Source organism: Pararhodobacter sp. CCB-MM2 (assembly GCF_001691415.1).
Classification (GTDB): Bacteria; Pseudomonadota; Alphaproteobacteria; order Rhodobacterales; family Rhodobacteraceae; genus Pararhodobacter.
Map to the genome: position 1 here is coordinate 466,132 of NZ_LRRR01000001.1, position 23,221 is coordinate 489,352.

A 23,221-nucleotide genomic window follows, 5' to 3' on the forward strand; every position below is an offset into this window, starting at 1 on the left:
TCAGAAATACTCCACGGCCACTTGTAGCAGCCGCTCGATCACCGGCACATCGTTGCGCAGCGCGAAGATCACCAGAATATCGCCCTCGGCCAGTTCGGTGGTCGAGGTGGGCTTCACGAACTCGCCCTTCTTCATCACCGCGCCGACCAGCGCCCCTTCCGGGAAGCCGATCTGGCCGATCTTGCGCCCGGCCAGCGGCGAGGTCGACAGCACCTGCGCCTCGATCACCTCGGCCTCACCATCGCCGATCGTATAGATCGAGCGCACGCGGCCATGGCGCACATGGCGCAGGATCGACGACACGGTCGTGGCGCGCGGGTTGATATGCGCATCGACCCCGAGGTGGTCCATCAGCGGCACCAGCGAGGGATCGTTGACCAGCGCGATGGTCATCTTGCAGCCCATCGCCTTGGCGCGCACACAGGCCAGCAGGTTGGTCTTGTCGTCATCGGTGACGGCCAGCAGCGCATCGGCGCTGTCGATGGCGGCCTCGGACAGAAGCTCGCTGTCCATGCCGTCGCCATGCAGCACGATGGTCCGCTCCAGCTGGTCGGCAGCCGTCTCGGCCCGGACGCGGTCGCGCTCGATCACCTTGACGCGGACACGCTCGCGCTGGGTTTCCAACGCCCGCGCGACACCAAGGCCCACGTTGCCGGCGCCGACGATGACGATCCGCTCCTGCTTGGCCTGCGGCTTGCCGAAGATCGCCAAGGTGCGCGCCAGATCCGAGCTTTCCGCGACGACGTAGATCTGATCGCCCTCGAACAGCTGATCGCCGGGTTCAGGTGCGAACAGCTTGCCCGACCGGCGCACGCCCACGACGATGGCGCGCAGGCTGGAGAACAGTTCGGTCAGCTGCCGCAACGGCGTGTTCAGCACCGGGCATTCGTCGTCGAGCGAGATCCCCGCCAGCCGCACCTTGCCGTCGATGAAATCCTGCACATCGAAGGTCGAGGGCGCCGCAAAGCGCCGCAGGGCCGCGCGCGAGACCTCGTGTTCGGGGTTGATCACCACGTCGATGGGCATGTGATCGCGGCGGAACAGGTCGGAATAGACCGGTGCCAGATAGGTCTGGGCGCGCAGACGGGCGATCTTGCGGGTGACGTTGAAGACCGAATGGGCCACCTGACAGGTGACCATGTTGACCTCGTCGGAATAGGTCGCGGCGATGATCATGTCGGCTTCGCGCGCGCCGGCTTGTTCCAGCACATCGGGATGCGACGCGAAGCCCACAACCCCCTGCACTTCCAGCGCATCGGTCGCGCGGCGCACCAGCGCCGGGTTGTTGTCGACGATGGAGACGTCGTTCGATTCACCCGAGAGGTGACGGGCGATCTGCCAGCCCACCTGGCCCGCGCCGCAGATGATGATCTTCATCGATTAGCTCTCCACCGCGCTGGCGTCAGAAGGAAGTCGATACCCGATTGTCACTCGTCACGCCCATTGCGACCACCCGAAAGCGCCGCCGTATTCACGCCCAGCGACTTCAGCTTCCGATGCAATGCCGAGCGCTCCATACCGACAAAGGCCGCCGTGCGCGAGATGTTACCGCCGAAACGGTTGATCTGCGTGAGCAGGTATTCGCGCTCGAACAGCTCGCGCGCCTCGCGCAGCGGCAGCGTTGCAAGGCCACCGGCCAGCACCACGCGGCCCTCGTCCTCGGCCCCGGCGCTTTCGGACATCAGGTCGCGGGCCTCGATCGCCCCTTCCTCGCCCAAAATCAGCGCGCGTTCGATCACGTTGCGCAGCTGGCGGATGTTGCCGGGCCAGTTCATCGACTGAAGCTGCGTCTCGGCCTCTTCGGACAGGTCGCGCTTGGGCAGGCCCTGCGTCTGGTGCAGCAACTCGATGAAATGCCGCGAGAGTTCGGGAATATCCTCGCGCCGCTCGGACAGAGCCGGGACGCTGATCGGCACCACGTTGAGCCGGTCGTACAGTTCCTGCCGGAAGGTGCCGGCGGCGATCTCGGCGCGCAGGTCGCGGGTCGTGGACGAGATCACGCGCAAGTCGACCTTCACCCGATCCGCCCCATCGACGCGGGTAAAGGTCTGTTCGACCAGCACGCGCAGGATTTTCGACTGGGTAACCACGGGCATGTCCGCCACCTCGTCGAGGTACAGGATGCCGCCATTCGCCTGTTCCAGCAGACCCGGAATGATGCCCCGCGCGCCGCTCTCCTGCCCGAAGAGGACCGCCTCCATCTTGTCCGGTTCGATCGAGGCACAGGCCACGGTCACGAACGGCGCGTCGGCCCGGTTGGAATTGGCATGGATATAGCGCGCGGCGACTTCCTTGCCCGAGCCAGACGGCCCCGTCAGCATCACCCGCCCGTTCGATCGCGTGACCTTGCCCAGCTGGCTCTTCAGGAACTTCAGCGCCTGACTTTGGCCGATCATCTCGGTCGGGCCGGAATCGCGCTTCTTCAGCTTGGTATTCTCGCGCCGCAGGCGGGAGGTCTCCATGGCCCGACCGATCACAACCAGCAGCTGGTCGGTGTTGAACGGCTTCTCGATGAAGTCATAGGCGCCCTTCTTGATCGCCTCGACGGCGATCTCGATGTTGCCATGGCCCGAGATGATGACCACCGGGATATGCGGGTAGTCGCGTTTCACCGACATCAGAATCCCGATGCCATCCAGCTTCGAATCCCGCAGCCAGAGGTCGAGGATCAGCAGCATTGGCGGATCATTCGCCACGGCGGCCATCGCCTCGTCGGAATTGGCGGCGACGCGGGTGGAATAGCCCTCCTCGCGCAGGATTTCCGCCACCAACTCGCGGATGTCTCGTTCGTCGTCGACGATCAGGATGTCGCTCATGCCTCGGCTCCCAATTCATTGCGGCTGCCGCGCGAATTGCGCAGGATCGGCAGCCTAATTTCCGCCAGCGCCCCGGTATGCGCACAGCCCGCCATGACGGGCGCGTCGCGCAGTTCCAGAGTGCCGCCGTGTTCCTCGATGATCTTCTTCACGATCGGAAGGCCCAAACCCGTCCCCCGCTCGCGTGTCGTCACGTAAGGTTCAAACAGCCGCGCCCGGTCTTCGGGCAGGCCAATTCCGTTGTCGGAAATGGTGATGGTGGCGCGATCTTCGGCCACGTCCATCGCGACCTTGATCGCAGGCGTGTAACCTTCAGGCGCGCGCCGGGCTTCGATCAGGCCTTCCGTGGCCTCGCCCGCGTTCTTCAGCAGGTTGGTCAGCGCCTGCGAGATCATCGTCGGGTCGATCTCGATCACCAAGGGCTCGGCCGGCAGCGTCACATCGAAGGTGACATTCGGCTGGCCGCTTTCCTGCAGGGTCGTCGCGTCGCGCAGCAGCGTCACCAGATCCGTCGGCCGCCGATCCGGCTCGGGCATGCGGGCAAAGCGGGAGAACTCGTCAACGATGCGGCGCAAGTCATTGGTTTGGCGCACAATGACATCCGTCAGCTGCGCCAGCGAGGCCGCGTCCTCCTCGCCCATCACCTTCGAGAACTTGCGCTTGATCCGTTCCGCCGACAGCTGGATAGGCGTCAGCGGGTTCTTGATCTCATGCGCGATCCGCCGCGCGACATCGCCCCAGGCCGCCATGCGCTGCGCCGAGACCAGCTCGGTCACATCGTCAAAGGCGACCACATAGCCCTCCAGCTCTCCGGCGGCATTGCGACGCTCGGCCAGCCGCACCAACAGGCTTTCCAGCCGTCCGTTGCGACTGATGCGGACCTCGTCCTGCACCCGGCCGCCCACCAGACGGCCCTCGCCGCCCTGAAGCCGGCCCAACAGCGCCCCGAATTCCGGCACCGCCTCGGCGATCGGCTGATGCACGGCGGCCTCGGCGGTGATCTTGGTCAGCGTCTCGGCAGCGCGGTTGACGAAATCGATCCGACCCTCGGCATCGAGGCCGATCACCCCGGCCGTGACCGAACCCAGCACTGAGTCGAACAGGCGTCCGCGTTCCTCGATCTGGCGGGTATTGGCCAGAAGGGCTTCACGCTGGCCCTTAAGTTGGCGCGTCATCTGGTTGAAAACACGGCCCATCAGGGCGATCTCGTCCTCGCCGCGCTCTTCGGGCACCTGCACGTCCAGATCGCCTTGGCCGACGATCTCGGCGGCGGCGGCCAGCCGGCCGACGGGGCGCGAGAGACGTTCGGCGAACCACATGCCCAGCCAGATCGCCGCAAGGATAAGGATGAGCGCGAAGCCGATGTAAAGAAGGGCAAAATTGAACAACAGCGTGCCGCGTTCGGCCTCCAGCTGGTTGTACAATTGGATCGTCTGCTGCGTCTCATCGAGCAGCGACAGGATCTCGCCATCCACCGCACGACCGACGTAGAGCAGCCGGTTCGGGTAGCCCGGCAGCGGCACCAAGGCGCGGAATTCGCTGTTCGGCCAATCCTTTATGAGCGTCAGTTCCCCGTCCGCAGCGCGGTTCAGGTCCTCGACCTCTGGGCGGATGAAGTCGAACAGATACGACCGCTCCCCGCGCAGCAAAAGCTCACCGTTGAAATCGATGATCAGGGCCACGCGCAATCCGCGCTGGATCGCCGCCTGCGCCTGGCTGAGAAGCTGCCGCGTGTCCCCTTCGCTGAGCAAGGGCTGCTGCCGACGGGCTTGTACCAGCAGGTTGGCGACGGCCTGTGCGTCCTCGATCAGGTTGCGTTCCTGCTCATCCTGATAGGCCTGCGCAGCGGCCAGCGAATTGCCGACCACATTGCGCACCCGGTCCGAGAACCAGCTCTCCAGACCCAGGTTGATCGTCACCACGGCGAAGACCGCGACGGTGATCGCCGGCGACAGCGCGATGATCCCGAACAGCGAAGACAGCCGCAGATGCAGCGCCGAGCCGGCCGAGCGCGATCGCCGCGCGAGGATCAGTCGGAAGATCCGCCCCAGCACCAGTGTCGCGACGATGAGGAAATAGATCAGGTCGACCAGCAGCACCGTCCGCACCGAGGGCAGGACCGGGCTGCGCGTCGGCCCCAACGCGACCATCGTCACCAAGACGAGGATCGGCGCCAGGACCACCAGCACCAGCGTCCCAATGGCCTGAAGGCGGCGCTGCAAACGGCTGCGGCGCGGGGGGCCAAGCTCGGGCAAGCCCGGTGCGGGAATCGGGGAAGACGTCATTTGAGGCAATCAGGCAACACGGGCGCAGACACAGTCCATGGCGCGATTTCTTGCGCAGGGTGCGGCAATTGCGCCACGCCCTGTTGCCTGACTACATCAATTTGCGGCGCCGTGTCACGCGAATATCGAGCTCGTTGGTCTTCTTGCGCAAAGTATTGCGGTTAATGCCCAGAAGGTCCGCACAGCGCGCCTGGTTCCCGCCCGTATACTCCAGCGCGATATCGATGAGGGGGGCCTCAACCTCACGCAGAATCCGCTGGTAGACACCGGCGGGCGGCAGATCGGCGCCATGCAGCTCAAAGTAGCGGCGGACATGGCGGGCGACGGATTCTCCCAGGGTTCCAGCCTCGGTCGCTTCCCCGGCGGGCGAGGCGGCGGGATGGGCGTTCAGCGCGGATTCGATTTCCTGCCGCGAGATCTCGGGCTCCTGCCCGGTGATCACCAGCCGGCGGATCACATTCTCCAACTGCCGCACGTTGCCCGGCCAGCGGTATTGGCGCACCAGCTCCAGCGCGGCATTGGACAGGCGGCGCGGGTTGCCGCCCTCACGCGCGGCGCGCGCGAGGAAATGCTCGGCCAGCAGCGGAATATCCTCGATCCGCTCGCGCAGCGGCGGGACATGCAGAGTCACGCCGGACAGACGGTAATAGAGGTCGTGACGGAAATTCCCGGCCTCCAGCGCGCCGTTCAGGCTGCCGTCTGCGATGGCGATGATGCGCGGGCCGTCCTCGGGCAGCGTGTCCAACAGCCGCACGAGACGCGCCTGCGCGGCGGCGTCCAGATCGCCGAGGCCGTCGATCACCAGCGAGCCCGCGCGGGCCCGGGCCATCAAGGCCGCACCGGCGCTGTTCTGGTCACCGGCAAAATCCTGCGCCGAAGCAAGGACGAAGCTTTGCGCGCGACGGTCCGAGAAATCATGCAAAGCGCGGGCGATCAACGACTTGCCCGTGCCGCTTTCACCGGTGATCAGCGCCGGAAGCTCGGCATTCATCACGCGGGCGACCAGACGGTACAGCGCCTGCATCGAGGGCGTGCGACCCACCAGCGGCAGATCGGCGGCGGCGGCGGGCTCGGGCGTCGGGATCGGCGACGGTGTGGGCGCCGGCGCGGCGGTGCGCACGGCCCCACGGCGCGAGCTTTCCATCGCCTTGCCGGCGCGCGACAGCAGGTCCGGCAGGTCGAAGGGCTTGGGCAAGTAATCCCAGGCCTCGGCCTCGGTCGCCTGAATGGCGGTCATGATCGTGTTCTGCGCCGAAATCACGATCACCGGCAGGCCGGGCCGCAGAGTCTTGATCCTGGGCAGCATCTCGATGCCGTTCCCGTCGGGCATCATCACGTCGGTGACGACGAGGTCACCCTTCCCTTCCTCGACCCAGCGCAGGAGCGTGGTCAGGCTGGAGGTCGCATGCACCCGGCAGCCCGCGCGCGTCAGCGCCTGGGTCAGCACGGTGCGGATCGTGCGGTCGTCATCGGCGACGAGGACGGTTCCATCCATCAGTTGGACTCCTTGTTGGCAGCGGGCACCATGGGCAGGGACACGCGGAAAATGGTCTGCCCGGGGCGTGATTTGACTTCGATCCACCCCTCGTGGGCGGCAATGATCTTCGAGACCAGCGCCAGCCCGAGGCCGGTGCCGTTCTCGCGCCCCGAGACGAAGGGTTCGAAGATGTTCTCGGCGATGGCGGGCGGCAGGCCGGGGCCGTCATCGATGATCTCGACATGCAGCGGCAGGGCCACGCGGCGGCCATCAAGACCGGCGACCTGCAGGCCACGCTCGAAATAGGTATGGATCCGGATCGCACCGCTTTCGCGCTGCGCTTCCGAGGCGTTCTTGATCAGGTTGAGGAATACCTGCTGCAGCTGATCGGGATCGGCCCAGACATCGGGCAGCGACGGGTCGTAATCGTCGCCGATCTTCATATGCGCGCCGAAGCTGACCGCCGCCGAGCGTCGCGCGCGCTCCAGAACGTCATGGATATTGACCGGACGGCGGTCTGGCGGGCGCTGGTCCCCGAATTGCTCGACCTGTTCAAGCAGCTTCACGATCCGCCGGGTCTCGGCCACGATCAGATCGGTGAGTTCGCGGTCCTCGGGCCCAAGGCCCATCGACAACAGCTGCGCCGAGCCAGCAATGCCCGCCAGCGGGTTCTTGATCTCGTGCGCCAGCATCTCGGCCATGCCGATCGCCGATTTGGCCGCCGCCTTGACGACGCGGGTCCGCCCCAGCCGCCCGGCGATGTCGCGCGGGGTGATGAGAAGGAGCAGGCTGTCCGCCGTATCGTTCATCGGCGCGATCTGCAGGGTGCACAGGACCGGCGGACGCTCTCCGGTGGTCACTTCGCAATCGTTGATGAAGATCGGCGCGCGGTTCCGGCGGGCGCGTTCCACCGCCTCGTCCATGGGGGCGTCGATCAGCAGGCGGTCGAAAGCGGGCTCGCCCCGAAGCATGGGCGAAGAGGCAGAGCAGAATTGCTCGGCCGCCGAGTTGCAATCGAGGATGCGTTCCTGGCCGTTCTCAGCCGCGGTCAGGAAGGCCGGCATCGGCAGGGCGGCAAAGATGGCGCCGGGGACGGGCGTGGGCGCGGGGCGGGGCGTCATGCGGCCAGCTCCTGCGGGGTCAGGGCGTCCGGCAACGTTGCGATCACCGCGGCCGGGTCGCTTTCGCGCATCAGCCGGGCGCGCAGATCGGCCGGGCCATTGGCGGCGTCGATGTACCAGCCAAGGTGCTTGCGGGCGATGCGCACGCCCAGTTCGCTGCCGTAGAAGGACAGCATGTCCTCGTAATGCGTGGCCACCAGATCGGCCAGATCCTTGCCCTCGGGCACCTCCGGGTTGGGCATGCCATGCAGCGCCGCGCCGATCTGGGCCAGCAACCACGGCCGTCCCTGCGCGCCGCGCCCAACCATGACGCCAGCCGCGCCCGAGGCCTTCAGCGCCGCGCGTGCGTCGTCGGCACCGAGGATGTCGCCATTTGCCAGCACCGGCACTTCGACGGCCTCCACCACCTCGGCGATGGCGTTCCAGTCGGCGGAGCCGGTGTAGAATTGCGCGCGGGTTCTGCCATGAATGGTGATCATCCGCACACCGGCGCCCTCTGCCTGCTTCGCGATCTTCGCCGCGTTCAGGCAATCGCCGTCCCAGCCCAGCCGGGTCTTCAAGGTCACGGGCACGGAGACCGCGCCCACGACCGCCTCGATCAATTTCAACGCCAGATCGGGCTCACGCATCAGGGCCGAGCCCGCGGCCCCGCCGACGACCTTTTTCGCCGGGCAACCCATGTTGATGTCGATCAGCGGCGCGCCCTGCCCTTCGGCGATCTTCGCGGCCTCGGCCATGGCGCCGGCATCGCGGCCCGCCAGCTGCACGGCGGTCGGCACGCTGTCATCCACCTCCGCCCGCGCGCGTGAGGCCGCACGACGCGAGGGGCGTGCCGTGACCATCTCGCCTGAGGCGATCATCTCGCTGACCACCAGCCCGGCACCGAAGCGGGCAACCACCCGCCGGAAGGGCAGATCGGTGATCCCGGACATCGGCGCCAGCACAACCGGCGGAATCAGGGAGACGGGAAACGCGGCAAAAGTCATCAGGCCCTGCTTGGCGGCATTGTTGGTGCCCATCTAGCGCGCAGACTCGACGGACGAAAAGGCGAACGGGGGGGATTCTGCTTGCGCTTTCATCATGTGATGACTTTTTATGCAAGTATCAACCGCAGCCGCTCAATCGGAAGGCATCACCCCGGAGGCGAGCAGGCTTGCGGCGCAGACGCCCTTCGCCTAAGCCCGGCCTATGAACGCGTTTGACGACATTGCCGTGATCCTCGTCGCCGCTGGCCGTGGCAGCCGGATGGGCGGCGGTTTGCCCAAGCAATGGCGCCCGCTCGCAGGTCGACCGGTGCTGGCGCATACCATAGAGGCCTTCCGCCGGGCAGGCCTGTCGCGCATCCTCGTCGCCATTCACCCTGAGGACCGCCCTCTCGCCGAATCCTTGGGCGTCACGCTGGTCGACGGCGGCGCCACACGCTCGGCCACCGTCCGGGCAGCGCTGGAATCGCTCGAGGGCCAACCGCCCGCCAAGGTGCTGATCCACGACGGCGCCCGCCCGCTGGTCGACCCCACGCTGATCCACGGCGTGATCGAGGCGCTGAGCCAACACGATGCCGCCGCGCCGGCCCTGCCCGTCACCGATGCGCTTTGGCGGGGCGAGGAGGGCAAGGTCGCGGGCCTGCAGCCGCGCGACGGGCTGTTCCGCGCCCAGACCCCGCAGGGCTTCGCCTTTGCGCCGATCCTCGCCGCGCACCGCGCCCATCCCGGCGAGGCCGCCGATGATGTCGCCGTGGCGCTAGCCGCCGGGATCGCCGTGCAGATCACCCAAGGCTCGGAAAACAATCTGAAACTCACCTACCCCGCCGATTTCGACCGGGCCGAGCGCTGGCTCGCCGAAGGTCAGACACAAGAAGGCCGCTGACATGGATATACGACTGGGCAATGGCTATGACGTCCACGCCTTTACCGAGGGCGATCACGTCTGGCTCTGCGGCGTGAAGGTCCCGCACACCAAGGCGCTGCTGGGCCATTCCGATGCCGATGTCGGCATGCACGCCCTGACCGACGCGATCTATGGCGCGCTGGCCGAAGGCGATATCGGCCGGCACTTCCCGCCCTCCGACCCGCAGTGGAAAGGCGCCGCCAGCCATATCTTCCTGCGCCATGCCGTCGAACTCGCGCGGTCCAAGGGCTTCGAGATCTCCAATTGCGACGTCACGCTGGTCTGCGAACGGCCAAAGGTCGGCCCGCATGCCGATGCGATGCGCGCGGAACTGGCGTCGATCATGAACCTCGATCGGGGCCGCATCTCGGTGAAGGCCACGACCTCGGAACGGCTGGGCTTCACCGGCCGCGAGGAAGGCATCGCCGCCATCGCCACCGCAGCCTTGGTGAAAGCATGAGCCTCGCCCGTCTGACCAGCATCGGCTTCGGCCTCGGCCTGCTGAAACCCGCCCCCGGCACCTGGGCCTCGGCCGCCGCCGTCGCCGTGGGTCTGGTGATCGACCGCTACCTCGGCGGGCTGACGCTGGGTTTCTTCGCGGCCGCGGCCTCGATCGCCGGGATCTGGGCTTGCTATGCGGAGTTGCGGGACCGTCCGGGCCTCGACCCGTCCGAGATCGTCATCGACGAGATCGCCGGGCAATGGATCGCGCTCGCCTTCCCCGCCATCGCCTTCTGGTGGCGCGGCTGGGACGATTGGATGCCCTACCCCGGCTGGGTCGCGGCATTCGTCTTCTTCCGCCTCTTCGACATCTGGAAGCCGTGGTACATCGGCAAGCTGGACAAGCGCGAGGATTGGCTGGGCGTGATGCTCGATGACCTCGCCGCTGGCCTGACCGCCGGGGTCGCGGTGGTGATCGCCGCGGGCGTCGCGCATGGGTTCCTGATGTGATGGAGGCGCTGGCAACCGAGGTTCTGGCCGCAGCCCGCGCCAAGGGCCTGATGATCGCCACGGCGGAAAGCTGCACCGGGGGCCTCGTCTCGGGCGCTTTGACCGAGATCCCGGGCTCCTCCGATGTCGTCGAGCGCGGCTTCACCACCTATTCCAACGCCGCCAAACAGCAGATGCTGGGCGTCCGCGCCGAGACGCTGGCCGCCCATGGCGCCGTCAGCGAAGAGGTCGCGCGCGAAATGGCCGAGGGCGCGCTGACCCACAGCGCCGCCGGGCTGGCCGTGTCGATCACCGGCATCGCGGGCCCCGGCGGGTCCGAGCACAAGCCCGAGGGCCGCGTCTCCTTCGGCCTCGCCAGCGCCGAGGGCTGCCGCACCGAAACCATCGAGTTCGGGGCCATCGGCCGCAGCAACGTGCGCCGCGCCTCGGTCGAGCACGCGCTGCGCCTGCTCCTGGGCGCCTGCACCTGATTCACATTGTGATGAATTTTTGACCCTTGCGGCGCAATACGCGCCGTTTGGGCGCGCTTTTCGCTATCTGCTCAAGTTTTTTGCGCTGATTTGGCAATGCGCCGCTTCTCGCCTCAGCATTTTGCCGTTTTGACAGGCGCAAAATGACTCGGAGGGGGACATGAACGCAGCCGATACCGCCTTTCTTTTCACCGCAACGGCCCTCGTGCTGTTCATGACCTTGCCCGCGCTGGCGTTGTTCTATGGCGGCCTCGTGCGCGCCCGGAACGTGCTCAGCGTCTTCATGCATGTCTTCTCGATAGCCTGCCTGATGTCGGTGCTCTGGCTCGCCGTGGGCTATTCCATCGCCTTTGGTGAAGGCAACGCCTTCTGGGGCGGGCTGGGCAAGGCCTTCCTGATGGGCGTCGATGTGAACAGCGTTTCGGGCACCGTGCCGGAAGTGCTGTTCTTCGCCTTCCAGATGACCTTCGCCATCATCACCCCTGCCCTGATCGTCGGCTCCTTCGTCGAGCGGATCGGCTATGCCTTCGTGCTGATCTTCTCGGCCCTGTGGATGGTGCTGGTCTATGCGCCGGTCACCCATTGGATCTGGGGCGGCGGCTTCATGGCCGATGGCGGGATCTTCGGCGAGATCGGCACCCGCGACTTCGCCGGCGGCATCGTCGTGCACGAGACCGCAGGCCTTGCGGCGCTGGTCATCGCCTGGGTGCTGGGCCCGCGGCTGAACCGCACCACCCCGCCGCACCAGCCCGGTCTGGTGATGATGGGCGCAGCGATGCTCTGGGTCGGCTGGTTCGGCTTCAACGGCGGCTCGGCGCTGGGCGCGAATGGTCAGGCAGCGATGGCGATCACCGTCACGCATCTGTCGGCCGCCGCGGCCTCGCTCACCTGGGCCCTGTGGGAGCGGATCAAGTTCGGCCGCGCCTCGATGGTGGGTCTGGTCACCGGCACGATCGCGGGCTTGGCCTCGATCACACCGGCCTCGGGCTATGTCGGCCCGGTGGCGGCGCTGATCATCGGCGGCATCGCAGGCATCCTGTGTCAGGAAGCTGTCAGCCTGATCCGTCACAAGATCCAGATCGACGACACGCTCGATGTCTTCGCCGTGCACGGCGTTGGGGGGATCTTCGGCACCATCATGATCGCCGTCCTCGGCGCCGGCAGCTGGGTCGCCCAGCTTGGCGCTCTGGCCATCGTGGGCGTGTTCACCGTCGTCGTCAGCTTCGTGTTGGTGAAGCTGGTAGGCCTGATCACGCCGCTGCGCGTCGACAAGGAGACCGAGACCAACGGCCTCGACCTGTCGGCCCATGGCGAGCGTGCGTACGAGCTCAATTCGTAACATTCAGGGTTGGGAAAACACGAAGGGCGCGCCGGTCTGGCGCGCCCTTTTTCGTATCCGCAGCCGCAGGATCAGCCGTAGAGCTGTTTCGCTCGGCCCTCGAATGCGCCGACGATCCGGCGCATGGCCTGATCGAACACCAGCCCGATCACGTTCTGCAAGACCGCATTGCGGAACTCGAAATCCACTTCGAAGCGGACCCGGCACCCGTCGCCTTCGGGCTCCATCTGCCACCACGAATGCAGGTACTTGAACGGCCCGTCGAGGTAATCGGTCTCGATCCGGCGCTCGGCCGGCAGCAGCACCACGCGCGAGCCGAACTTCTCGCGGAAGACCTTGAAGCTGATGACCAGATCGGCCTCCATCTTCTCGGCCCCCTCACCGCGCTCTGGCACCGGGGTGCGAGAGCGGATGCGCGCGGCGGCAGTCCAGGGCAGGAACTCGGGATAGCGGGCCACATCGGCCACGAGGTCGTAGATCTGATCCGCGCTATAGGGCAGCAGACGGTTTTCGCTGTGCTTGGGCATTCCCACCTCTGGCGTGTGCGGGCGTGTTTTCCTATTGTGGGCCCCGGTTTTCAACCCCTCTTTCCGCCAGCCTGACAGGACGCGACCCGATGACCCAGCCTCCCTATGTGATCGATCAGATGATCTCGGCCAAGAAGATCGCCGCGCGGGTCGAGGCCTTGGCCGAGGAAATCACTGCCGCCTACCGCGACACCGACAAGCTGGTCGTCGTGGGCCTGCTGCGCGGCTCCTTCGTGTTCATCGCCGACCTCGTGCGGGAGATCGACCTGCCGGTTGAGGTCGATTTCCTCGAGGCCTCGTCCTACGGCGATTCCATGCAAAGCTCGCGCGAGGTGCGGATCCTCAAGGACCTGCGCGGCGAGATCGCCGGCCGCGATGTGCTGGTCGTCGAGGATATCGTCGACACCGGCTTCACGCTGCACCACGTCAAGCACCTGCTGATGGCCCGTGAGCCCCGCCGGTTGGAGATCTGCGCGCTGCTCGACAAGCCGTCGCGCCGCGAGGTGGACATCAAGGCCACCTGGACCGGGTTCGAGATCCCCGATGAATTCGTCGTGGGCTATGGCATCGACTACGCACAGCGCAACCGCAACCTGCCCTATATCGGCAAGGTGCGCTTCACCTGAGCCGGGCTCAGTAGCCAAGCATCGTTTTCTGCATCTGGGCGCATTCGGCAAACCAGTCCGAGTGACGCTCAGGCTCGGCACGCGGAAGAAGATCGGCGCACAGCGCGCGAACCTCGGCTGCGGCCTCAGCCGTGTGCCGGTTCTCGTACAACAGCCAGGCGAGGTTATAGGTCGACATCAAATGTCCCTCACCATGCGCCCGGCGATAGAGCGCCTCGGCCCCATCGATATCCTGCGCCCCGCCGGAACCCTGCTCCATCATCCGGCCCAGATTGCCCATGGATTGCGATAGACCCGCCGCTGCAGCCTCGGCAAAGAGGGCGCGGGCGCGGGCCAGATCCTCGGGCACGCCGCTTCCCAACCGGTAAAGATGCGCAAGATATTCCGAGGACCATTCGTCCCCGGCACTCCGGCCGTTCTCATAAAAGGTCCGCGCCTGCTCAAGATCAACAGGCCCACCCACACCATATTCGAACATCCGCCCCAAGGCGCCCATCGCCGGCCCGTAGCCCGCGTCGGCCGAGCGTCGCAGCCAGACCCGCGCTCGGGCGCCATCGACCGGGAAACCCGGCCCGCCATCGCGGTAGATCCGGCCGAGGTTCATCATCGCCAGGCGATTGCCGTGTTGCGCTGCGCGCTCAAACCAAAGCTGCGCCTGATGGAAGTCCATGTTGACGCCGTAGCCGTTTTCATAGGCGGCACCGACAATGTTCTGCGCCGACGCATCGCCCGCCTCGGCCAAAGGACGCAGGATTGTGAGCGCCTGAGCATGGTCACCGTTGACGAACATTTGCCGGGCCGCAGCCACGGGGTCGGCCATGTTCTCAGGCGCGGGGTCGGCGACCAGCTGTGCGGACGCCGGAGTCAGGCCCCCCCAACGACAAAAGAAGGGCAAGAACGGGAAGGGATTTGGCAATGAACATCTGGAACTCCGGCAAAATAGGGCAGAAATATCCCCCTATCTTGCTGGCGTGCCGCGCCGGTGCCTCACCCATATGGGCTAAAACCGGAGCCCACACCCTGTCGTGATTGCAGCCTCAGCCCTTCCGGTGCAGGTAGATCACCGGCATGTCACGCACCATGACTGCGCTTTCGGTGACGCACCAGCCGGACTCCGCGGCCTTGGCGGCGATCTCGGCCTGATAAGGCGCCGGATCACCCCAGGTGGCGTAGAGCTTGAAATCGGTGTTGGCGATGGGTTTGAGCCCCTCGTTCAGGATCGCCTCCCACACCGCCGCGCCGCATCCCAGCGCCCCGGCCTTGCGGTAATCGTCGAAGACCACGACCCCGTTCTCGCGCAGCATCACCTTGGCCGAGGCCGTGTCCTCACGCACCAGCGCATAGGTGTGCCCGGCGTCGATATGCACGAAACGGGCAGATCCCGGCGCGACATGGCGGGTGATCGTGCCGGTCGGCCCCTTGACCACGCGCGGCAGTTCGCGGTGGAAGGCAAGGTAATTGCGCTCGAACTCGGCCTGCGTCAGCGATTGGGTGCGGAAGAAGCGCTGTTCCTTGGGATCGGCCGCGGCATCCGTCTCGATATCGTCGAACAGATCGCAGACGGTGAAGACCTCGCCGGCGCGAACATGCTTGCCGATCAGGACCGCGCTCTTGCCCTTGAACACCCCCAGCTCGACCACCCCGCCCTCGGTCTGGCTGCGGTTCTGGTAATCCAGAACCCAGGCGAAAGCGGCCTGATCGATCGGCATGAACCAGCCGGGAATGTCGTTGAAATCCATGCGCCAGAATCCCTGAAACCTACAATTTCGGCGAGGCTAGGCTGGCCGGCGCCGCAGGGCAAGGCACTCGACACCCGAAACCCCGGCCGGCGCCTGGTTTCCGATTTGGAAACAAGGTGGAATCGTTGTTTCCGCATTTCCCGGCAATTTCACGCCGTTGCCCTGTCTTGGGCTCTTTTTCCGACCGCAAAGCATGGTGTAGCTTTGGTTAAAGCGACCCGTTTTCCGATCCCCGGCCATGGTTTGGCCCGCCTATGTGAGTCATGAGCGCATGAACGACGATTCCATCGAGATCTTCGATGCCGGTGAGGCGCAGTCCGATCAGGACTGGCTGTCGATCATGGACGAGATCGGCGAGGAAGCGGGCTATTTCGAACGGCTGGGCGAGACACATTCCGCCTTCTTCTCGGACCTCGGGACCGTGCTGCTGGTCAGCTTCGAGACCCTCGCAGGCGTACGCGCGGCCGGCGGCGGGCAGATGCCGCTGGGCTATCAGATCGCTGCGCCGCGGGGCTGGTCCTCGCTGACCATCGTCGCGCATGAGGACAGCTGGTATCGCGATCCTGCGGTTTATGGCTATTTCGACCGGCTGATCGACGACGCCTTCTTCGAGGATTTCGACCACGTCGTATTCTACGGTGCGGGCATGGGCGGCTATGGGGCGGCGGCCTTCTCGGTCGCGGCGCCGGGATCGACCGTGCTGGCACTGGCCCCTCAGGCGACGCTGGACACCGAGATGGCGGAATGGGACCGCCGCTTCCTCTCGGCCCGGCAGCTGGACTTCACCCGCCGCTTCGGCTTTGCCCCCGACATGGTCGAGGCCTGCGACCGCGTGTTCCTGATCTACGACCCGATCCAGCAGGTGGACGCCGTTCATGCCGCGATGTTCCGCGGCCCGCATATCCACCGGCTGCGCGCGCGTCATATCGGCCGCGATCCGCAGGCCGAGCTGGCCCGGGTCAACATCCTGCGCCCCCTCGTCGATGCCGCTTGCACCGGCACGCTGGAGCCGACGGTCTTCTACCGCCTGTGGCGCGCGCGGCGACAGAATCCGCATTACCTCGGCCGGTTGATCGGACGTATTCAGGCGATGAAGCGCCCGGCCCTGCTGCTGCGCGCCCTGCGCGTCGCCAACGGGCTGGTCGAACATCCCCAGCTGCGCAAGGCGCTGGAACGGGTCGAGGCCGGGCAACCCCTGCGCTGACCCACTTCGCCTGACCCACTTCACAGGCGGCATCGCGCGCGCTATGGCAGGGTCATGACCCGCCTCACCCTCACCCGCCCCGACGATTTCCACCTCCACCTGCGCGACGGCGCCATGCTGACCGGGATCGCCCCCGAGACGGCCCGCGATTTCGCCCGCGCGATCATCATGCCGAACCTCGTGCCGCCGGTCGTCACGGGCGCGCAGGCCTCGGCCTACCGTGAGCGGATCGCTGCGGCGCTGCCGGGCGTGGATTTCACCCCGCTGATGACCCTCTACCTGACCGAGGAGACCGATCCCGCCGATCTGGTCGCCGCGCACAAATCGGGCATCATCACCGCCGTGAAACTGTACCCCGCCGGGGCCACGACCAACTCGGCCTCGGGCGTGCGTGATTTCGACAAGATGCGCCCGGTGTTCGAGGCCATGGCCGAAGCCGGCGTGCCGCTCTGTGTGCATGGCGAGGTCACGGATGCCGAGATCGACATCTTCGACCGCGAGGCCGTGTTCATCGACAAGGTGCTCGACCCGATCCGCCGCGCGCATCCCGGCCTCAAGGTGATCATGGAGCATGTCACCACCAAGGACGCCGTCGAGTATGTGCGCGCCAACCCGGCGGGCCTCGGCGCGACGATCACCACGCATCACCTGATCATCAACCGCAACTCGCTGCTGGTGGGCGGGATGCGGCCGCATTACTTCTGCTTGCCCGTCGCCAAGCGCGAGGTGCATCGTCAGGCGTTGGTCGAGGCCGCGATCTCGGGCGATGCGCGCTTCTTCCTCGGCACCGATTCCGCGCCGCATAGCGACGACAAGAAGGAATGCGCCTGCTGCGCCGCCGGTTGCTTCACCGCCACGAACACCATGCCGATCCTCGCGCAGGTGTTCGAGCGCGAGGGCGCGCTGGACAAGCTGGAAGGCTTCACCAGCCATTTCGGCGCCGATTACTACGGCCTGCCGCGCAACACCGGCACGATCACGCTGGAAAAACAGGCCGAACCCGTCCGCTTCCCCGCCAAGATCGAGACCGGCGCGGGCCCGGTTACGGTGTTCGAGCCCGGCTTCGACGTGCATTGGCGCGTCGTCGCCTGACACCCACAAACGTCAGACAAACGAAAACCGGGGCCGCCTTGCCGCGCGCCCCGGATTTTTGTGCCCGAATGCGTCGTTACCGCGAGTGACCCAAAGTCCCGAGGGTCACCACGTCGATATTGACCAAGGAGGTTTCCATCGCCGCACCGACATCCGTGGTGCCGGTGCCGAGTGTCAGCATCACCACCACGCCGAACACCGCCGCGACCGAGGTCAGGACGACCCAATCCACGGTCACGACGCCCTGCTCATCGGCAAGGAAACGGGACAGGATCGAGGTCATGAGGCCCTCCGGCGCGGCTACGGTTTGATGGCATCATCCTGCCGTGAAATTCTGACCGAAGTGTGGACGAGCCCCCGCAACCAAAGAATTTGTAACCTTCTGGTAAAGGGAGGTTAACGGTTGTTTCAGCAACCCTCGGGGCGCTTTCCGACCCAGTCCGCTGCCTGATGCCAGGCCTCGGCCAGTTGCAGCAGGCCGAGGTCGCCTCCGTGTCGGCCGATCAGCTGCAGTCCCATCGGCAGGCCCTGTGCGCCGAAACCCGCGGGCACGGCGATGGCCGGCAGCCCGATCAGCGAGGCGGGAATCACCACCTCCATCCAGCGGTGATAGGTGTCGAGGGACCGCCCGGCGATCTCGGTCGGGTATTCTTGCGCAACGGGGAAAGGCCAGACCTGCGCGGTCGGCAGGATCAGCGCGTCATAGGTGCGGAACAGCTCGGCCGCCTTGGTGTACCATTTCGACCGCGAAAGGCTCGCGGCTTTCACGGCCTCCAGCGTCAGCTTCTGCCCGGTCTCGATCTCCCAGATCGCTGTGCCCTTCAGCTGCCGCCGCCACTCGGGATTGGCGTAGAGCGTGCCCAGACGGTCGGCATTCGCGAAGGCCCGCAGGTCGAGCCAGCTTTGCCACAGGGCGCCTGCGTCGAAGGGCGCCTGAACCGCCTCGACCGTCACGCCCAGCGTGTCAAACAGCCCCAAAGCCGCCTCGCAGGTCGCCAGAACCCCGTCCTCCATCGGATAGGCCCCGCTCCAATCGCCCAGCCATGCGACGCGGCGGCCCTTCACCTCGGCGACGATCCCGGCGAAGAAACTCTCCTTCGGCAGGGTGAACGGCCGCTCCGGCACGGGGCCCGATTGCACGTCCAGAAGCGCCGCCAGATCGCGCGGGTTGCGCGCCATCGGGCCGTTCGTTGACAGGGGATGGAGGAAGGTCTCGCCCTCGGCCTCGTCGGGCACGCGGCCCCAGCTGGGGCGCATTCCGTAGACGTTGTTCCAGCCCGCCGGATTGCGCAGGCTGCCCATCATGTCCGACCCATCGGCCAGCGAAACCATCCCGCAGGCCAAAGCCACCGCCGCCCCGCCCGAGGACCCGCCAGCGCTGCGCGTCGGGTCATAAGCATTGCCCGTCGCGCCATGCACCGGGTTGAAGGTGTGACTGCCGAGGCCAAATTCCGGCGTGTTGGTCTTACCGATGAACAAGGCCCCCGCCGCACGCATCCGGGCGACCATCAGGTCGTCGTGCCGCGCCATCTGTGTGGCCATGATCGGCGAGCCCATCGTCGTGCGGATCCCGGCGACATTGGCCAGATCCTTCACCGCCATCGGCAAGCCATGCATCCAGCCCGAGCGCGGCGCGGCATCGGCGGCGCGGGCCTCCGACAGCAGCGCCTCGCGGTCGCGCAGGTTGACGATCGCATTGACGCGCGGATTGCGCGCCTCGATCCGGTCGAGCGTCGCCGCCATCAGCTCCTCGGCCGAGACCTGCCGGGCCTCCAAAGCCGCCGATTGCGCCAGAGCGCCCTGATCCAGAAGCTCGTCCATCGCGTCACCTTTTGCCGTTTTCGTGAGCTTCCGGTTCTAACGCTTGCTTTGCAAGGCCCTCGGCGCACAATGAAAAATCGGGAATGTCGCTTTCCTTGCATCTCGGGGCGAATTTCGACAAGCGTATAACAAGCCGCCATCATCGCATGGCTCAATCAACACGATCTGGAGATACGCGTGGAGATCATCGACCGGGATGGGATCACCATCCCCCTGCCCGACGGAACCCGCCTTTCCGCCCGCATCTGGCGCCCCGCCCATGGGGACAAGGTGCCCGCGATCCTTGAATACATCCCGTACCGCAAGCGCGACAACACGCTGCCGCGCGACGAGACGATCCACCCCTGGATGGCCGCGCAGGGCTATGCCTGCCTGCGTGTCGACATCCGCGGCAATGGCGACAGCGAGGGGATTTTCGACGACGAATACTCGCCGACCGAGCTGCAGGACGCCTGTGACGTGATCGCCTGGATCGCCGAACAGGACTGGTGCTCGGGCAGCGTGGGGATGATGGGCAAGAGCTGGGGCGGCTTCAACTGCCTGCAGACCGCCTTCCTGCAGCCGCCCGCGCTGAAGGCCGTGGTCTCGGTCTGTTCGACCACCGACCGATTCGCCGATGACATCCATTTCAAGGGCGGCACCCTGCTCGGTGAGAATTTCGGCTGGGCGGCACTGATGCTGTCCTATGCCTCGCGTCCCGCCGATCCGCTGCTGCGCCCCGACTGGCGCGAGGATTTTCGTCGCCGCGTGGCCGAGCTGCCGCATCTGGCCGATCCCTGGACCAGCCATCAGTCGCGCGATGCCTATTGGAAGCACGGTTCGGTCTGCGAGGACTATTCGCGGATGAAGGCGGCGGTGCTGTCAGTCGGTGGCTGGAACGACGGCTATATGAACACGCCCGCGCATCTGGTCGAGAATATCTCGGGCGCCAAGGCCATCGTCGGCCCTTGGGTGCACCAATACCCGCATACCGCCGTTCCCGCCCCGCGCATCGGCTTCCTCACCGAGATGAAGACCTGGTGGGACCGCTGGCTGAAGGGCATCGAGAACGGCGCCGATCAATGGCCGAACTACCGCGCCTACATGCTGCAATCCGAGACCCCCGACGCTTGCGCCGCCGAGCGCAAGGGCTACTGGGTGGCGGAACAAATGCCCTCGCCCAACGTGGCGTGGCAGGAGCTGGGGTTGGGCGATGGCACCCTCGGCAATGCTGCGCCGTTCACCGCCGTGGTCTCGACCCCACAGACGCTGGGGGCCTCGGCTGGCGAGTATTTCCCGATGGGCACCTCGGCCGAGATGGCCGGCGACCAGCGGGCGGATGACGCGCATTCGCTGTGCTTCGAGCAGCTGCAACCCGAGGGGCTGCGCCTGTTGGGGGCCGCGCGTCTGAAACTGACGCTCAGCGCCGATCAGCCCTTCGCCTTCGTCTGCGCGCGGCTGTGCGACGTGGCGCCCGACGGCTCGTCCACCCGCATCGCGCATGGGCTGCTGAACCTGCATCACCGCAGCGATCCGCCGGCGCCGCTGGTGCCGGGCGAAAGCGTAGAGGTCGAAGTGGTGCTCGATCAGATGGCCTATGAGATGGCGCCCGGCCATACCCTGCGGCTGGCGCTGTCGAACACCTATTGGCCCTTCGTCTGGCCCTCGCCCGCCATGGTCGCGCTGACCGTGACCGGGGGCGCGTTGTCGCTGCCCGTGCACAACGGGGCAGCCGGCGGATGGGACTTCGCCGCGCCCGAGGTGCCGCCGCCCGGCCGCCTCAAGCGCCTGACCGAGGCCAGCGAGAGCCGCAAGCGCGAGATCGACCTGCTGACCGGCGAGGAAAAGCTGATCGTCACCCATGACAGCGGCGAGACCGAGAACCCCGATCACGGCCTGATCACCCGCGACACCATGGTCGAGGTCTGGTCGATCCGCGAGGGCGATCCCCTGTCGGCGCGCTGCGATGTCACATGGACTCAGCATTTCCGGCGCGGGGATTGGTCGATCGACACGCGGGTCGATGCCACGCAAACGGGCAGTGCCGATCAGCTGAAGATCGACGCAAAGCTCATTGCGCACATCAAGGACGGCCCGGAAGCCCCCGAAATCATCGAAAGAACCTTCGGTGCATCGGTTGCACGCCGGCATGTATGATTGTTACAGTTACCGGGAACATAATCATTGATTACGAACCCGACGCGTTGTTATTGATTCGACAGTCAAGAAAAACCGGGGCCGCCGGTGCCCCGGATAACGAAATCCTTCCACAGGAAGGACCTTCAGGGAGACAAGCATGAACGACGAATTCCGCTACCTTTTGGCCCGTGCGGCCCGTGGCTCGCTCGACCGCCGCGCGTTCCTCGGCCGCGCCGCCGCGCTGGGTGTGACCAGCACCGTGGCCACCGGCCTTCTGTCCAAGGCCGTGCTCGCACAGGGTCCGCGTCAGGGCGGCAGCCTCGTGATGGGTCTGCAGGGCGGTGAGAGCACCAACTCGCTCGACCCGGCGCTGGCCGCATCGCAGGTGCCCTTCTCGTACCTCAAGGTCTCGGGCGAGCCGCTGGTCAACATCGGTGCTGATGGCAACCTGCAGGGCCGTATCGCCGAGGAATGGACCGCCTCGCCGGACGCGACCGAATGGCGCTTCAAGATCCGCTCGGGCGTCGAGTTCCACAACGGCCAGACCGTCACCGCCGAGGATGTGGCCCAGACCCTGCGCCGCCACTCGAACGAGGACAGCCAGTCGGGCGCGCTGGGCATCATGCGCGGCATCTCCTCGATCGCGGTCGAGGGTGACACGCTGGTCCTGCAGACCGAAGGTCCGAACGCCGACCTTCCGTTCCTGCTGGCCGATTACCACCTGATGATCCAGCCGAACGGCGGCTTCGACGACGCCACCGCCGGCATCTTCGCAGGCGCCTACAAATGGGTCGAGAACGAGCCCGGCGTCCGCCATGTGCTGGAAAAGCACGCGAACTACTGGGACAGCTCGGTCGGTCACTTCAACTCGATCGAGATGCTGGTCATCAACGACTCGACCGCCCGTAACTCGGCCCTGCAATCGGGTCAGGTGCAGCTGATCAACCGCGTCGAGCCGCGCGTTGCCGGCCTGCTGGCCCGCGCCCCGGGCATCCATGTGGAATCGACCGCCGGTCGTGGCCACTACGTGTTCATCATGCATTGCAACACGGCGCCCTTCGACAACAACGACCTGCGCATGGCCCTGAAACTGGCCATCGACCGTCAGGACATGGTGGACCGCATCCTGCGCGGCTATGGCTCGGTCGGGAACGACATGCCGATCAACGCCTCGTACCCGCTGTTTGACGAGTCGATCCCGCAGCGTCAATACGACCCGGATCAGGCCCGCTTCCACTACGAGCGTTCGGGTCACTCGGGCCCGATCCAGCTGCGCACCTCGGAAGTCGCCTTCCCGGGCGCCGTCGACGCCGCCCAGCTGTTCAAGGAAAGCGCCGCTGCCGCAGGGATCGACATCGAGATCCTGCGCGAGCCCGGCGATGGCTACTGGTCGGAAGTCTGGAACGTGCAGCCCTTCTCGGCCTCGTACTGGGGCGGCCGTCCGGTGCAGGACCAGATGTATTCGACCGCCTATCTGTCGAATGCCGACTGGAACGACACCCGCTTCTTCAACGAGCATTTCGACGAGCTGCTGCTGCAGGCCCGTGGCGAGCTGGACCAGACGCGCCGCAAGGCCATGTACAGCGAAATGGGCATGATGGTGCGCGACGAGGGCGGTCTGATCTGCCCGATGTTCAACGACTTCATCGACGCCTACAACGACCAGATCACGGGCTGGGTCACCAACCCGAACCTGGAAATGATGGATGGTCTGGCGCCGGTCCAGATGTGGTCGGCCGAATAAGAGC

At 66.1% G+C, this 23,221-nt stretch carries 21 protein-coding genes; 10 read left to right on the plus strand and 11 right to left on the minus strand.

The window, feature by feature from the left end:
• The 6 genes from trkA to dusB form a co-directional block, all read right to left on the minus strand.
• Positions 1-1,377, minus strand: a complete 1,377-nt coding sequence (gene trkA / locus BCY78_RS02185; RefSeq protein ID WP_068297150.1) for a Trk system potassium transporter TrkA — start codon at positions 1,375-1,377, stop codon at positions 1-3.
• Positions 1,378-1,427: 50 nt separating this feature from the next.
• Positions 1,428-2,816: a sigma-54 dependent transcriptional regulator gene (locus BCY78_RS02190; RefSeq protein ID WP_068297153.1), complete on the minus strand. Its 1,389-nt coding sequence runs from the start codon at positions 2,814-2,816 to the stop codon at positions 1,428-1,430.
• Entirely contained in the window at positions 2,813-5,101 is a 2,289-nt protein-coding gene (locus tag BCY78_RS02195; RefSeq protein WP_068297155.1) for a PAS domain-containing sensor histidine kinase, read from the minus strand. The genes BCY78_RS02190 and BCY78_RS02195 overlap by 4 nt, the downstream gene beginning before the upstream one ends.
• A gap of 91 nt (positions 5,102-5,192) precedes the next feature.
• Positions 5,193-6,596: a response regulator gene (locus BCY78_RS02200; protein WP_068297158.1), complete on the minus strand. Its 1,404-nt coding sequence runs from the start codon at positions 6,594-6,596 to the stop codon at positions 5,193-5,195.
• Complete coding sequence (locus BCY78_RS02205) at positions 6,596-7,699, minus strand: nitrogen regulation protein NR(II) (protein WP_068297160.1); 1,104 nt, start codon at positions 7,697-7,699, stop codon at positions 6,596-6,598. The genes BCY78_RS02200 and BCY78_RS02205 overlap by 1 nt, the downstream gene beginning before the upstream one ends.
• Positions 7,696-8,685 (minus strand): tRNA dihydrouridine synthase DusB, encoded by a 990-nt coding sequence (gene dusB / locus BCY78_RS02210; RefSeq protein ID WP_068297664.1) that lies wholly within the window; start codon positions 8,683-8,685, stop codon positions 7,696-7,698. The genes BCY78_RS02205 and dusB overlap by 4 nt, the downstream gene beginning before the upstream one ends.
• 202 nt (positions 8,686-8,887) lie before the next feature.
• On the opposite strand from dusB, the gene ispD reads away from it, so the two are divergent.
• The 5 genes from ispD to BCY78_RS02235 all read left to right on the plus strand — a co-directional run bounded on the left by ispD (position 8,888) and on the right by BCY78_RS02235 (position 12,346).
• Entirely contained in the window at positions 8,888-9,565 is a 678-nt protein-coding gene (gene ispD / locus BCY78_RS25815; protein WP_068297163.1) for a 2-C-methyl-D-erythritol 4-phosphate cytidylyltransferase, read from the plus strand.
• 1 nt (position 9,566) lies between these two features.
• On the plus strand, positions 9,567-10,046 hold the full coding sequence (gene ispF, locus BCY78_RS25820) for a 2-C-methyl-D-erythritol 2,4-cyclodiphosphate synthase (protein ID WP_068297168.1): 480 nt from the start codon (positions 9,567-9,569) through the stop codon (positions 10,044-10,046).
• Positions 10,043-10,537 (plus strand): phosphatidylglycerophosphatase A, encoded by a 495-nt coding sequence (locus tag BCY78_RS02225; RefSeq protein WP_068297170.1) that lies wholly within the window; start codon positions 10,043-10,045, stop codon positions 10,535-10,537. The genes ispF and BCY78_RS02225 overlap by 4 nt, the downstream gene beginning before the upstream one ends.
• Positions 10,537-11,007: a CinA family protein gene (locus BCY78_RS02230; protein WP_068297174.1), complete on the plus strand. Its 471-nt coding sequence runs from the start codon at positions 10,537-10,539 to the stop codon at positions 11,005-11,007. The genes BCY78_RS02225 and BCY78_RS02230 overlap by 1 nt, the downstream gene beginning before the upstream one ends.
• 160 nt (positions 11,008-11,167) lie before the next feature.
• The gene (locus tag BCY78_RS02235) at positions 11,168-12,346 is read left to right on the plus strand and encodes an ammonium transporter (protein ID WP_068297177.1); all 1,179 of its coding nucleotides are present in this window, start codon (positions 11,168-11,170) and stop codon (positions 12,344-12,346) included.
• 71 nt (positions 12,347-12,417) lie between these two features.
• On the opposite strand, the gene BCY78_RS02240 is transcribed toward BCY78_RS02235, so the two are convergent.
• The gene (locus BCY78_RS02240; RefSeq protein WP_068297185.1) at positions 12,418-12,873 is read right to left on the minus strand and encodes a type II toxin-antitoxin system RatA family toxin; all 456 of its coding nucleotides are present in this window, start codon (positions 12,871-12,873) and stop codon (positions 12,418-12,420) included.
• An 89-nt stretch (positions 12,874-12,962) separates the two neighbouring features.
• On the opposite strand from BCY78_RS02240, the gene hpt reads away from it, so the two are divergent.
• Positions 12,963-13,499 (plus strand): hypoxanthine phosphoribosyltransferase, encoded by a 537-nt coding sequence (gene hpt / locus BCY78_RS02245; protein WP_068297188.1) that lies wholly within the window; start codon positions 12,963-12,965, stop codon positions 13,497-13,499.
• Positions 13,500-13,506: 7 nt separating this feature from the next.
• Here the strand turns inward: hpt and BCY78_RS02250 are convergent, their stop codons facing one another.
• Positions 13,507-14,319 carry a tetratricopeptide repeat protein gene (locus BCY78_RS02250; RefSeq protein ID WP_068297191.1) on the minus strand — a complete coding sequence of 271 codons (813 nt, stop codon included), beginning with the start codon at positions 14,317-14,319 and terminating at the stop codon, positions 13,507-13,509.
• A 217-nt stretch (positions 14,320-14,536) separates the two neighbouring features.
• Positions 14,537-15,238 carry a class I SAM-dependent methyltransferase gene (locus BCY78_RS02255; RefSeq protein WP_068297193.1) on the minus strand — a complete coding sequence of 234 codons (702 nt, stop codon included), beginning with the start codon at positions 15,236-15,238 and terminating at the stop codon, positions 14,537-14,539.
• A 271-nt stretch (positions 15,239-15,509) separates the two neighbouring features.
• Between BCY78_RS02255 and BCY78_RS02260 the strand changes: the two genes are divergently transcribed.
• Together BCY78_RS02260 and pyrC are read left to right on the plus strand one after the other, a co-directional pair.
• Positions 15,510-16,442, plus strand: coding sequence for a hypothetical protein (locus BCY78_RS02260; RefSeq protein WP_068297195.1), 933 nt, complete (start codon positions 15,510-15,512; stop codon positions 16,440-16,442).
• A 54-nt stretch (positions 16,443-16,496) separates the two neighbouring features.
• Entirely contained in the window at positions 16,497-17,534 is a 1,038-nt protein-coding gene (gene pyrC / locus BCY78_RS02265; RefSeq protein ID WP_068297197.1) for a dihydroorotase, read from the plus strand.
• A 76-nt stretch (positions 17,535-17,610) separates the two neighbouring features.
• Here the strand turns inward: pyrC and BCY78_RS02270 are convergent, their stop codons facing one another.
• Both BCY78_RS02270 and BCY78_RS02275 read right to left on the minus strand, forming a co-directional pair.
• Positions 17,611-17,817 (minus strand): Flp family type IVb pilin, encoded by a 207-nt coding sequence (locus tag BCY78_RS02270; protein ID WP_068297200.1) that lies wholly within the window; start codon positions 17,815-17,817, stop codon positions 17,611-17,613.
• A gap of 125 nt (positions 17,818-17,942) precedes the next feature.
• Complete coding sequence (locus tag BCY78_RS02275; protein WP_068297203.1) at positions 17,943-19,355, minus strand: amidase; 1,413 nt, start codon at positions 19,353-19,355, stop codon at positions 17,943-17,945.
• 177 nt (positions 19,356-19,532) lie between these two features.
• On the opposite strand from BCY78_RS02275, the gene BCY78_RS02280 reads away from it, so the two are divergent.
• Positions 19,533-21,491, plus strand: coding sequence for a CocE/NonD family hydrolase (locus tag BCY78_RS02280; RefSeq protein ID WP_199523090.1), 1,959 nt, complete (start codon positions 19,533-19,535; stop codon positions 21,489-21,491).
• 139 nt (positions 21,492-21,630) lie between these two features.
• Positions 21,631-23,217, plus strand: a complete 1,587-nt coding sequence (locus tag BCY78_RS02285) for an ABC transporter substrate-binding protein (RefSeq protein ID WP_068297209.1) — start codon at positions 21,631-21,633, stop codon at positions 23,215-23,217.
• Positions 23,218-23,221: the final 4 nt, after the last annotated feature.

Bases quoted from the DNA above. Each gene is read 5' to 3' on its own strand.
- trkA (WP_068297150.1), bottom strand. From the start codon at position 1,377: ATGAAGATCATCATCTGCGGCGCGGGCCAGGTGGGCTGGCAGATCGCC.
- BCY78_RS02190 (WP_068297153.1), bottom strand. From the start codon at position 2,816: ATGAGCGACATCCTGATCGTCGACGACGAACGAGACATCCGCGAGTTG.
- BCY78_RS02195 (WP_068297155.1), bottom strand. From the start codon at position 5,101: ATGACGTCTTCCCCGATTCCCGCACCGGGCTTGCCCGAGCTTGGCCCC.
- BCY78_RS02200 (WP_068297158.1), bottom strand. From the start codon at position 6,596: ATGGATGGAACCGTCCTCGTCGCCGATGACGACCGCACGATCCGCACC.
- BCY78_RS02205 (WP_068297160.1), bottom strand. From the start codon at position 7,699: ATGACGCCCCGCCCCGCGCCCACGCCCGTCCCCGGCGCCATCTTTGCC.
- dusB (WP_068297664.1), bottom strand. From the start codon at position 8,685: ATGACTTTTGCCGCGTTTCCCGTCTCCCTGATTCCGCCGGTTGTGCTG.
- ispD (WP_068297163.1), top strand. From the start codon at position 8,888: ATGAACGCGTTTGACGACATTGCCGTGATCCTCGTCGCCGCTGGCCGT.
- ispF (WP_068297168.1), top strand. From the start codon at position 9,567: ATGGATATACGACTGGGCAATGGCTATGACGTCCACGCCTTTACCGAG.
- BCY78_RS02225 (WP_068297170.1), top strand. From the start codon at position 10,043: ATGAGCCTCGCCCGTCTGACCAGCATCGGCTTCGGCCTCGGCCTGCTG.
- BCY78_RS02230 (WP_068297174.1), top strand. From the start codon at position 10,537: ATGGAGGCGCTGGCAACCGAGGTTCTGGCCGCAGCCCGCGCCAAGGGC.
- BCY78_RS02235 (WP_068297177.1), top strand. From the start codon at position 11,168: ATGAACGCAGCCGATACCGCCTTTCTTTTCACCGCAACGGCCCTCGTG.
- BCY78_RS02240 (WP_068297185.1), bottom strand. From the start codon at position 12,873: ATGCCCAAGCACAGCGAAAACCGTCTGCTGCCCTATAGCGCGGATCAG.
- hpt (WP_068297188.1), top strand. From the start codon at position 12,963: ATGACCCAGCCTCCCTATGTGATCGATCAGATGATCTCGGCCAAGAAG.
- BCY78_RS02250 (WP_068297191.1), bottom strand. From the start codon at position 14,319: ATGGCCGACCCCGTGGCTGCGGCCCGGCAAATGTTCGTCAACGGTGAC.
- BCY78_RS02255 (WP_068297193.1), bottom strand. From the start codon at position 15,238: ATGGATTTCAACGACATTCCCGGCTGGTTCATGCCGATCGATCAGGCC.
- BCY78_RS02260 (WP_068297195.1), top strand. From the start codon at position 15,510: ATGAACGACGATTCCATCGAGATCTTCGATGCCGGTGAGGCGCAGTCC.
- pyrC (WP_068297197.1), top strand. From the start codon at position 16,497: ATGACCCGCCTCACCCTCACCCGCCCCGACGATTTCCACCTCCACCTG.
- BCY78_RS02270 (WP_068297200.1), bottom strand. From the start codon at position 17,817: ATGACCTCGATCCTGTCCCGTTTCCTTGCCGATGAGCAGGGCGTCGTG.
- BCY78_RS02275 (WP_068297203.1), bottom strand. From the start codon at position 19,355: ATGGACGAGCTTCTGGATCAGGGCGCTCTGGCGCAATCGGCGGCTTTG.
- BCY78_RS02285 (WP_068297209.1), top strand. From the start codon at position 21,631: ATGAACGACGAATTCCGCTACCTTTTGGCCCGTGCGGCCCGTGGCTCG.